At 35.3% G+C, this 9,971-nt stretch carries 14 protein-coding genes and 2 pseudogenes; 2 read left to right on the top strand and 14 right to left on the bottom strand.

Features of this window, described 5'->3' with window-relative positions; translation table 11 throughout:
• The 14 genes and pseudogenes from HMPREF9144_RS13710 to HMPREF9144_RS10680 all read right to left on the bottom strand — a co-directional run.
• A partial coding sequence (locus tag HMPREF9144_RS13710; protein WP_006046094.1) for a hypothetical protein occupies window positions 1-254 on the bottom strand: 254 nt, incomplete at its 3' end.
• A gap of 238 nt (window positions 255-492) precedes the next feature.
• Complete coding sequence (locus tag HMPREF9144_RS10735; protein ID WP_112317115.1) at window positions 493-933, bottom strand: hypothetical protein; 441 nt, start codon at window positions 931-933, stop codon at window positions 493-495.
• A gap of 52 nt (window positions 934-985) precedes the next feature.
• Entirely contained in the window at window positions 986-1,150 is a 165-nt protein-coding gene (locus HMPREF9144_RS13385) for a hypothetical protein (protein ID WP_006046092.1), read from the bottom strand.
• 403 nt (window positions 1,151-1,553) lie between these two features.
• On the bottom strand, window positions 1,554-2,192 hold the full coding sequence (locus tag HMPREF9144_RS10730) for a hypothetical protein (RefSeq protein ID WP_006046090.1): 639 nt from the start codon (window positions 2,190-2,192) through the stop codon (window positions 1,554-1,556).
• A complete protein-coding gene (locus tag HMPREF9144_RS10725; protein WP_006046089.1) occupies window positions 2,189-4,288 on the bottom strand; it encodes an RHS repeat domain-containing protein in 2,100 nt (699 codons plus the stop codon). Before HMPREF9144_RS10725 ends, HMPREF9144_RS10730 begins: the two co-directional genes overlap by 4 nt.
• 438 nt (window positions 4,289-4,726) lie before the next feature.
• Window positions 4,727-5,164, bottom strand: a complete 438-nt coding sequence (locus tag HMPREF9144_RS10720; RefSeq protein ID WP_112317111.1) for a hypothetical protein — start codon at window positions 5,162-5,164, stop codon at window positions 4,727-4,729.
• 43 nt (window positions 5,165-5,207) lie between these two features.
• Complete coding sequence (locus HMPREF9144_RS10715; RefSeq protein ID WP_006046087.1) at window positions 5,208-5,426, bottom strand: hypothetical protein; 219 nt, start codon at window positions 5,424-5,426, stop codon at window positions 5,208-5,210.
• A gap of 104 nt (window positions 5,427-5,530) precedes the next feature.
• On the bottom strand, window positions 5,531-5,965 hold the full coding sequence (locus HMPREF9144_RS10710) for a hypothetical protein (protein WP_006046086.1): 435 nt from the start codon (window positions 5,963-5,965) through the stop codon (window positions 5,531-5,533).
• 650 nt (window positions 5,966-6,615) lie between these two features.
• Window positions 6,616-6,921, bottom strand: a pseudogene (locus tag HMPREF9144_RS14020) (RHS repeat domain-containing protein); the annotation flags it as partial.
• 55 nt (window positions 6,922-6,976) lie between these two features.
• Window positions 6,977-7,411, bottom strand: a complete 435-nt coding sequence (locus HMPREF9144_RS10700; RefSeq protein ID WP_146739291.1) for a hypothetical protein — start codon at window positions 7,409-7,411, stop codon at window positions 6,977-6,979.
• A gap of 163 nt (window positions 7,412-7,574) precedes the next feature.
• A complete protein-coding gene (locus HMPREF9144_RS10695) occupies window positions 7,575-7,871 on the bottom strand; it encodes an integrase core domain-containing protein (RefSeq protein WP_083818179.1) in 297 nt (98 codons plus the stop codon).
• A gap of 114 nt (window positions 7,872-7,985) precedes the next feature.
• Window positions 7,986-8,426: a hypothetical protein gene (locus tag HMPREF9144_RS10690; protein ID WP_006046082.1), complete on the bottom strand. Its 441-nt coding sequence runs from the start codon at window positions 8,424-8,426 to the stop codon at window positions 7,986-7,988.
• Window positions 8,419-8,796 carry a hypothetical protein gene (locus HMPREF9144_RS10685; RefSeq protein ID WP_006046081.1) on the bottom strand — a complete coding sequence of 126 codons (378 nt, stop codon included), beginning with the start codon at window positions 8,794-8,796 and terminating at the stop codon, window positions 8,419-8,421. Before HMPREF9144_RS10685 ends, HMPREF9144_RS10690 begins: the two co-directional genes overlap by 8 nt.
• 93 nt (window positions 8,797-8,889) lie before the next feature.
• Window positions 8,890-9,120: an integrase core domain-containing protein gene (locus HMPREF9144_RS10680; protein ID WP_249031188.1), complete on the bottom strand. Its 231-nt coding sequence runs from the start codon at window positions 9,118-9,120 to the stop codon at window positions 8,890-8,892.
• 100 nt (window positions 9,121-9,220) lie between these two features.
• Between HMPREF9144_RS10680 and HMPREF9144_RS14095 the strand changes: the two are divergent.
• Window positions 9,221-9,268: pseudogene (locus HMPREF9144_RS14095) on the top strand (hypothetical protein); the annotation flags it as partial.
• A gap of 6 nt (window positions 9,269-9,274) precedes the next feature.
• A partial coding sequence (locus HMPREF9144_RS10675; protein WP_083818177.1) for an IS256 family transposase, variant Zn-binding type occupies window positions 9,275-9,971 on the top strand: 697 nt, incomplete at its 3' end.

Below are 9,971 nucleotides of genomic sequence, written 5' to 3'. Positions count from 1 at the left end.
CCTGTATATGTTGATGCGAGTATCTTGTTGGGCAGATTAGTATTCATCACAACAATACTGGCAAAGTCCATCGCTTCGTCAGAGGTGTTTTTCACTTCTCCCCATAATTTAGTCGGTACCGCCTGGGCATACGTCATACAGGGAATGAGCAATAAAAGTATGATTCCATATATTTTATTCATCAACCTTTTTCTGTGCAACAGCTTAACATTGCTGTTAAAATCATTTGGTGAATATGCTTGATAACTTGTCATACTCAAATATTTGAAGGTTCAAATATTACACTAGGTAAGGTTACTCGTTGCAATATTATAAAAAATAATTGTAACCACCAAGAAAAAACTTATTGTTTATGGTTATCAATTATTTAACGTCGTTCTTTCCTGTTTATTGCTTGCGGCTTTTAATACCCATATAAGGGTAATTATGAACACCCTTATAAGGGTATTGCCTGTTACCCTTATATGGGTGTTGGGGCATAATGTTTTTTTATCAATACATAGGCAACTTTCCACTTTTTTTTATTATAGCATTAATCATATTTCTGAATTCTTCGTTTACTTCGTATATTCCATTCTGACAGTATATATAAAACATTCCTAAATAAAATGTATCCAAGATTTGTTCGTTCAAATAGAATATAATTTTTGCACGAACATTTATAGAAGGGTGTATTTCACTTGTTTTTTTAAGAGATTTTATGGTGTCGAAGAATTTGGAAATATCCATATCTGACGCCACGATTATACTATCAAGCGAATGACTGACAAATCCCTTGTCAAAAAACTCTGGGGTAATACTAAAAATTGTTCTTAGGTCAGCTTCGGTGTAAACAATTTTGAGCTTGATATTACAAGCACTCAATGCATTAAAACCAAGTAACCATATACCAAAAACTATCAAACATTTAATACTATTTGTTATGTGTCTCATTATTATCATTATTTGGATTTACTTTTTAGACTTGGGTGCAGATATAACTATTTCATCCATTATAAATGGATTCTTTGGCATTTTTCCATCTTTTGCTTCTGTCGTAGTTGGTGATGTAACTACTGCTGCCTAAGTGATTAGGATGATAGTAGAACTGCATCTTTTCGTAGTCGTCATTCGGCTTGAAGTTGCCGTTTACAGCTCTTGTGCGTGCCATTGCCTGCATACGATATTCGTCTTGGGTCTGTCTCTTATGTTCACCGATATATGCTGCTTTTTTGATTTTACTTCAAAATCAATCATAATTTTTTATTTATTATGGTTATCAATTATTTAACGTCGTTCTTTCCCATTTATTACCCTTGCCTTTTAATATAGGTGTGTCAAACATAAAAATCTCAATCAGGGGCATAACCCTCCAAAATATTCTTATAGGCTTGTTATCTCTCCCGTTCATTAGAAAAAGGAAAAGAGATCCCCCTGTCTTAACGTTTGATGGTTGAAATATTTCTTGATTATCAGATAATTATTTTGAAAACTCCCGATTTGGAGCATTACCGTTTTTGTTAAATCCTTGAATCCAACTATAGAAACAAATGCTTCAACGATGTAGAAACTTCTTAATCTTCTATATGATAGAAAATCTCTAATATATTATAATTTAAGGCTTGCTCACCTGATTTAAATTCATTTTTATAAAAACTTTCAGAATTTAACAGATTTATTTGATCATAAAATGCAAATTCTATGGCGATATCAGTTAGTTTCTTAATCCTTCGCCTTTTAAACTTTATATCATCTTGAAAGATCGACAACTGTTTCATATCAATATCAATAACATAATCATAAGTCTTAAATACTTCTAAAGGTAAATTTACCCTTATTTCCCCTCTTGGAGGAATTGGCGTGAAGTGATATAAAACTTGCCATTTATTTATCAGTCGTCTTTCTCCTATGATTAATTTGTCTGTATAATGTACAGATAAAAAAGGCACCAATGGGAGAAAAGACAATTTGAGTAGATTTCTATTCCTGCTGTATCTGTGAAGCCATTTTGATTTATAGAAATCTTTACATATATAGCTATCAAATAGATAGAGTGTATCTTGGGATACATTAAAAAAAACAATTTGACAACATGTATCCTTTTTTAAAACTGTAGCTGTAATTCTCTTCTCCTGTGTTACCTGTGCAGAGTTCTGCGCAGGCAACACAAAAAGACTTATTGCCACATAAAGCATATCAACATACCTTTTCATTTCCTAACCTTGTAATTGTGTGTTTCATCATACTGACGCTTCGGCAATTGTAAAATTCCCCTCACAATATTGTTAAAATCAAGAACCTTATGCTGCCCCTTTCCTTCATAAACAACATGACCAATCTCATGAAAAGTCATATCAGTTTGGTTTGTCTGAAAAGTAACTTTTTTAAATCGGGCACCATTTTGAGGATCAATCGGTTCTTTATAATAGGCATCTGTAACTTCCATTGTTTCTCCAATCGTCTTATTCGGATCTATAACTATAAAATTTTGATTATAATTCTCATTTTCGCTTGCCAGAGATGTTGCAGCACCTCCTCCAGATTCTGCCTTGAAAGTGCTTTTATTTCCATACCTATCGGTTATTTGGGTGTCCTTGCCATATTGTATGTTTGTAATGGTCTTGCTATACATTACTTTTTTTAGTCTTTTGAATACTTTGCGTTGTGCTTTGCCCATACCTTTATTTTTGCCACTAAACACAAGCATATCTGATTGTGTGTAAGAGAACTTAGAGGAGAATTCTCCAAAAACATCTTTCAATGTTTTGTTAAATAATTCTCTATTCTCCGAACTTACTCTTATGCTGTCTCCATTTATATCGATATATCGCACAGGATTATTTATCGCATAATTATATCCACTGGTAGCTGGATATTTTTCTGCAAATCTATCTACACTCATCCACAAACTCAACCTCGGCTCATAATACCTCGCACCATAGTAATACATACCCGTCTCCTCGTCAAATTCTTTAGCATTGAAGAGATAAGGCGTATTCCATGTGTTGTTGCGCTCTTCGATGAAGACTTCGCCGAACGGTACATACTCGATGTGCTGCGATACTTCACCATCCAAGTTGGTGATGTAACTACTGCTGCCCAAGTGGTCGGGATGGTAGTAGAACTGCATCTTCTCGTAGTCGTCGTTAGGCTTGAAGTTGCCATTTGCAGCCCTTGTACGTGCCCTTGTCTGTGCCGCCTCCGGCGTATCGTCGTTGCAGCAGAAACCCTGACCGTTCACGTAGTCGTCATTGTCCTTACCGTTATAAGGTTGGTCAAACGCCTTGTAGTTATCCTTAATGGATTGCAGTTGCTTTGCATACTTATCCTTGTAGTCAATAGTAAGACCATCAGCTTCATTGCCTGCATACGGTATTCGTCTTGGGTCTGCGCCATAACTTGCGAGGTCGCCGAGCTTGCTGACGATACGCTGACTACCTACATAGATGTGCTTGGTGTACTTACCTCCTTGTCCTGCAACGAGGTATGGGCTGACATAGAGACTGAACCTTGCCGTACCAGTGTTACCTCCAGAGAACTCGGAGTTCACATAAATCGCTTCGTTTTCTCCGCTGGTCTTCACCGTGCGCTCACCGTCGGCATCATACCAATAGTTGCTCACAAAGCCGTTCTCATCGGCTGCAAGGAGTCTGTTCTCCTCGTCCCAACGGTACTTCTGCTCGGTCGCCTTTTCATCCTCCTTGCCGTCTTTCTTTACACGAGAGGTATTGATGTAGACAAGGTTTCCATTGAGGTCGTAAGCGTACTTGTGTCCGTTGTTGATATTCGTACTCTCCGTAGGAGTCTCTTCCGTGCGGTAGTTGATGTCACGAACATTGTCGAGTTGGAACTTCTTGCCTGCATCCTTGCCGTAAGTATAGGTCAGGTCGTAGCCTGCATGGAGTGTACCCTCAAACTGTACGCCCGTTTGCGAGAGGTGTTGCTTCTTGCTTGTGATGCGGTGCATATTGTCATAGCCCATCGCAAGGGTGTAAGAAGCCGTCTTATTGTCCGTTCCTGCATAGGTTCCCGTTGCACTTGACAAGCGATACAGTGGGTCATAAGTGTAACTGTGACTCATCTGTCCGCCTGCCTTGCCACTCTGTGGGAGCGGAGCATTGTTCTTAATGCCGAGCACGTTGCTCACTGCGTCGTAGCTGTAGGCATTGTCCATAATAGTACCAGCCTTGGCATTCACCACGAGGTTCTGCAAACGTCTGCGTGCAGGGTCGTAGCTGTAGAAGGTCTCCGCTCCGTTGCAATACTTCAAGTAGGTGCGCTGCTCGATGATGTCTTTTCCTCCACACATATCAATTATTTAACGTTGTTTTTTTCTGTTTATTGCTTACGGCTTTTGATACTCATATAAGGGTAATGATGAGCACCCTTATAAGGGTATTACCCATTACCCTTATATGGGTAAGTTCAAACAATCTATATGTGGTTTACCATAGACTTGCAGTTTTAATATTATACATTCTGTTCTCTATCGCTATTGTGGCTTGCATTTTCGTACTACGCTTTTTACTCTTTTGTTTATGACGTCATATTTACTAAAATGAGACGTCATATTTACCAGGATTAGACGTCATATCCGTCAGATTGAGACGTCATATTTTAGAGTGTATGACATCATATTTTGAACCTTAATGCTCATTCTTTAAGAATCAGGTAGTTATTGGGATTACTCCCGATTTGGAGCATTACCTGTGTGTCTAATACTTGTATGTATAAGTTTACGTTCTCGTCAGTCGCCATACAACTTCGAAATATGGGCTATCAAGTATAGCTTATTATCTATATCTATGTATCTCTGATAACTACCAAGATATTTATCGTTTGTGTTTTTTGTAATCTCATAAAATCTAGGAGATTTGTCATTTTCAAAGATGCAGTTTATAGCATAATAATTGTACGGAAGATCGGTTATGACAGAAACATTTATTGGTTGTATAACAATTATATATACATTATTCTTACGTGGAAAGATGCCATTAAGTAATCCTTTGTCATAGATCCTAACTCCATCATAAACAGTGGTGATAGGAATCTTTTGATTTACCATTAATGTATCTCCATTCATTTCATTACGACAACATATAACCTTATTAACAAAACCTAAGTTGTGAGTTTTTGTATAGAAAATATCTACACATTTTAAGGTTAAATATTCTTCTTGAGCCATCACTGATGACCCAAGAAGAAACAAAAAAGTTAATAATATAACTCTAATCATTTTGACTCTTTTTAGTAACTGATTTCAATTGTCCTGTCGCATTAACTTCTGTTACAGGTGCGAATAAACCACTACCTGGTATTATTTCTACTTTATCTCCTGTCTTTCGTGAAACTGCTCCTTGGACTAATGTAAACGTATCTCCATTATCATATTTATAGATTACATTTTGAAAACCATTGGAAGGAACGGTTGGAATCTTAATGCTCATTCTTTAAGAATCAGGTAGTTATTGGGATAACTCCCGATTTAGAGTATTACTCCTTGCTTCCTCCTGCTCAGGTTACAGGATTGTAAACCTTTGTCACACATTGATTACGGGATCTCATTAACATATATAATAATTCCATTTCCCCGATTAACAAATATGGAATCTCCTTTTTGTTCATAAGTGAAAACGGTACCATTATCAGAAAGTGTTTTTTGTAGAATTATAATCTTTCTGTTTAATGGGATGTCTATATATTTTATAAGATGCTTGTTGGACTTTAGTTCATTATTTGTATAAGATAGAATACCATCACTTCTATATATATCTACATTGTTTAATCTCCTCTTTATATAATATCCTATCATTTTTACGAAATACTTCCTCTCTTTATATGTTATAATCTTATCACTAACATTATAATGTAATCCTTGGGATGATTCCTTACAGTATAAAACATTGAAAGATTCATACTCTTGCTCTTTAGTTGAGCAAGAGTATGACAATATGAAAAATGCAATTAAATAACCTATCTTTCTCATTTTACTTCTACATTTTTGATCTGCGGTATTTTATTCACATCTCTTTTCTCTATTATGACATCTATTCTACCCTTATTTGTTTTGCTTTTTTGGGATTGATTTATAATACTATCTAATATTTTATTTGTGTAAGCGTTAGAAGAAAACTTGTCGCTATTTGCAATTCCAAAACATCCTTCAGAGGCAGCATAATGATTCTTCCCATTTAGATTATATATACCACCAATATGCATCATAACCCCAGCAGCAACATCACTTTTATTTCTATACTCCATTTCAACAGAAATATTGTTAGGATCCGCATAGATTACCTCAGACCCATATTGTGTTAACTTCAATGCCTTGGTACCATTTCCTTTAGGATAGTCTATGACTTGTGCCGTATAACTATTATCTTTTCCGTTTTTAGGCTCATAAGCGACATTAGATAGAACTATTTTTTTGCCATTTCTAGCCTCCTTCCTCATAATAAAGGCATCTTTTGTAACAGAAAATTCTATATGGTAGTTTTTATCCTCTGTATCACAGACTATTACTTTATAAAGATTTACCCTTGTAATTATATTTCTTTTTTGTCCTGTATAACCTATAATTCTTTGCCAAGTCGTTCTACCAGTTTTTTGTTTTGTTATTGTTATAATTGGATAGGCTCCATCTGGGTCTATTAGTAAAATAGGATTATTGAGACAATAAGAATACATGCTATAGAATGGAGTATTTTCTTCCATAGGATCACAACTCATCCACAAACTAACCCTCGGTTCATAATACCTCGCTCCATAGTAGTACATACCTGTCTCCTCATCAAACTCTTTGGCGTTGAAGAGATAAGGCGTGTTCCACGTATTGTTGCGTTCTTCAAGGAATACTTCACCAAATGGAACGTATTCGATGTGCTGCGATACTTCTCCGTCTAAGTTGGTGATGTAGCTACTGCTACCCAAGTGGTCAGGATAGTTGATAGCTGTCAGACGTCCGTAATCATACTCGCAATTGATAACCATAGAATTCTTATTCTATATTTAATATCTTCATTGTTCTAAATATCTTTTCGTATTTCGGTCTATTATCTTTATGTACATCACGATAGTATAATCGGACACTACCATAAACGCATTTTTTCCAAAATTTATCATTTTCTATTCCATAAGATATAAAACATGTTTTTTTATGAGTTACTTTTAAAGGTTTATAAGAATCTAAATCAAACTGCATTAGAGCTCCTTCGTGAATAAGAATACATCCACCGTCTTTAAAAATATAAGTATATATTACACCCTCTTCGTAATTTTCTTTCTTCAAATAGACAGGAGTGGGTATATTCAATACAATTTTTTTTGTAAGTAAATTAATGCACTCCCCCCTTGTGGAGGGATATGCAAATTGATTCTGTGACATACACGAAGCCAAAAATAGCAAGAAGATACTAATTGTTTTTTTCATCATAGTTTTTTAATGCCTGCTGTTCTACAGTACTTATTTGCCGTTCTAATCTTGTATTAGTTTTACCAAAAACCGGAAATTCTATTTCCATTTTTAATTCGGAGTCATACTCTTTTTGGATACCTATTGTACGTTGTCAAACAAAAGTGCACAACTGCAAATGTAGTTATTTACTCTGATATTTCATTGTTTTATTATCAAAAATTCTTTTTTTGATTGAATTTTGCTTTATGATTTCTCTTATCTTTTTAATTTTCTCCCCTTGCCCCAAATATACATCTCTAGGTGTAAGATTATCTAACGATTCATGAAACCTTCTCTCATTATAATATTTCACCCAACCATCGATAGCATTTTCCAATTCAGAGGGACAAAAATAATGATTTAGCTTAATCACATTTTTCATCGATCTGTGATATCGTTCTATCTTTCCCTGCGTCTGCGGATGCAAGGGGGTTGCCATGGATATGCTTGATATTATATTTCTTACAGAGATACTGTTTGAGAGAGGAAGCAATATAACATGGTCCATTATCTGATAACAGACAAGGAGGATTCTGGAATATTCATAATTTCTTTAGGAATCTCCATTGGCATTCCCCAATTGTGGCATTTGAATAGCTTTTATCACTTCGCCTCGATGATTAGTCCATACCTTAATACTACAGCCCACAGCAGCTATCCCTGTTGATGTTATAGTATAGACGGAGTTTCCTTTTAGACTTATTCTTTTTTCGCTTGATTTTATTCCACCACGATAAACAGAGTAGCCCTTGGGGATTCTGTCTAAATATATTCTTTGGGGAGGAGAATTTGCTGAATCAGTCCAGAATAAGGATATCGCCCCTTCGTATGATTTTCCATCTGGAGTAATTGAGTCATTCTCAATACTAAGATTATAGAAAGAACTCTTATATACACATAAGGATTGAGAGCCAAAATTAAAGCAAAAATCAACTTCTCTATTACAGCTGCATAATAATAAAGAACATATAATAAACGTTACATTCCTATTCATTACCTTTATTATGATTAGATCTTTCGTATAAATTCCACCATTTATCAATTGTCTCAATTATCTTATCTTGAGAGTTTTTCTTATTATAAAATAGGTTCTTTAAGCCATTTTTTTGAATTTTATTATCAATAAATTTATTGAATTTTTGAAACTCTTGTGCTCCTTTGTCTGCATCATGCTCCTTCGTTGAATATCTACCATCATGCCAATTCTCTCCAGATATTACATTTTTTAAATATTGACCAAGAGAACTTACCAGATGTTGAGTACCATTTACCTGTGGAATATGTCCGACTTCGTGTACATTTCTATTAAAGAATTCATAAAAGAACTTTCCATTGGTTTCCTTGTAGGTCATATTATTCTTCATTTCTTTATAAAAATGAGTTATTACAGCATGGTCTGGATCTTTACCTGCTGTTAATGTACGTTGTCAAACAAAAGTGGACAACTGCAAATGTAGTTATTTACTCTGATATTTCATTGTTTTATTATCAAAAATTCTTTTGTTGATTGAATTTTGCTTTATTATTTCTCTTATCTTTTTACTTTTCTCCCCTTGCCCCAAATATACATCTCTAGGTGTAAGATTATCCAACGATTCATGAAACCTTCTCTCATTATAATATTTCACCCACCCATCGACAGCATTTTCCAATTCAGAGGGACAAAAATAATGATTTAGCTTAATCACAGTTTTCGGTGTAATGGACATTTGGTAGGCTGAAAAACTCTCGGAATTCTTTCATTTACTACCTTTGCAGCATTTGAAAATCTATGAATAAAAAAACTGTATCTTCTGTAATAGCTCAAATGTTAAAAAGAATGGGCATCGACGTTCTGTTCAGATGTATTCCTGCAAGGATTGTGGTAGAGAATTTCAAGGTGGTCTGCGTATAAATAATATTTCTCTATGGAACGACTATCTGACGGCAAATCGAACGATATCTGATCTATCCTCTCTTTATAAATGCTCAGAACGAACCATACGACGTAGATTAAGTTTAGTGGTAGATAGTTTTACAGCTACTCCCCCCAAATCTGCAGTAATAATAATAGATACAACTTACTTTTCCAAGACATTTGGCGTGATGCTTTTTCAGGATGCTTCATCAGGCAAAATACTTTATCGCAAGTTTGTTAAGAACGAAACTAATAAGGATTATCTTGATGGACTTCGGTATATTGCGAAGCGTGGAACTACAATAAAAGCAGTGGTATGTGATGGACACATGGGACTTTTACAAGCTATAAGTTTCTGTCCCGTACAAATGTGTCAGTTCCACCAATTCCAGATAGTTAGAAGGCTTCTTACTAACAATCCACATTTACCTGCAGGCGTTGAACTATTAACTTTAATGAGAAGTATGTTCTCTTTGGGAAAAGAAGAGTTTATAACAGCTTTTGAGAAATGGTGTGAACAATGGAAAGAGTTTCTAGACGAACGAACTCTTCTAATCTCTGGCAAGACGACCTATACACATAGAAGACTGAGAACTGCAAGACGTTCTGTTAAGACTCATCTTAAATGGCTCTATACGTATG

Origin of the sequence: Prevotella pallens ATCC 700821, from assembly GCF_000220255.1 — a bacterium.
GTDB lineage: Bacteria > Bacteroidota > Bacteroidia > Bacteroidales > Bacteroidaceae > Prevotella > Prevotella pallens.
Note: the sequence above shows the minus strand (reverse complement) of the source record. Positions and strands in the feature narration are given on the sequence as shown.

Bases quoted from the DNA above. Each gene is read 5' to 3' on its own strand.
- HMPREF9144_RS10735 (WP_112317115.1), bottom strand. From the start codon at position 933: ATGAGACACATAACAAATAGTATTAAATGTTTGATAGTTTTTGGTATA.
- HMPREF9144_RS13385 (WP_006046092.1), bottom strand. From the start codon at position 1,150: ATGGCACGCACAAGAGCTGTAAACGGCAACTTCAAGCCGAATGACGAC.
- HMPREF9144_RS10730 (WP_006046090.1), bottom strand. From the start codon at position 2,192: ATGAAAAGGTATGTTGATATGCTTTATGTGGCAATAAGTCTTTTTGTG.
- HMPREF9144_RS10725 (WP_006046089.1), bottom strand. From the start codon at position 4,288: ATGTGTGGAGGAAAAGACATCATCGAGCAGCGCACCTACTTGAAGTAT.
- HMPREF9144_RS10720 (WP_112317111.1), bottom strand. From the start codon at position 5,164: ATGGCTCAAGAAGAATATTTAACCTTAAAATGTGTAGATATTTTCTAT.
- HMPREF9144_RS10715 (WP_006046087.1), bottom strand. From the start codon at position 5,426: ATGAGCATTAAGATTCCAACCGTTCCTTCCAATGGTTTTCAAAATGTA.
- HMPREF9144_RS10710 (WP_006046086.1), bottom strand. From the start codon at position 5,965: ATGAGAAAGATAGGTTATTTAATTGCATTTTTCATATTGTCATACTCT.
- HMPREF9144_RS10700 (WP_146739291.1), bottom strand. From the start codon at position 7,411: ATGATGAAAAAAACAATTAGTATCTTCTTGCTATTTTTGGCTTCGTGT.
- HMPREF9144_RS10695 (WP_083818179.1), bottom strand. From the start codon at position 7,871: ATGGCAACCCCCTTGCATCCGCAGACGCAGGGAAAGATAGAACGATAT.
- HMPREF9144_RS10690 (WP_006046082.1), bottom strand. From the start codon at position 8,426: ATGAATAGGAATGTAACGTTTATTATATGTTCTTTATTATTATGCAGC.
- HMPREF9144_RS10685 (WP_006046081.1), bottom strand. From the start codon at position 8,796: ATGAAGAATAATATGACCTACAAGGAAACCAATGGAAAGTTCTTTTAT.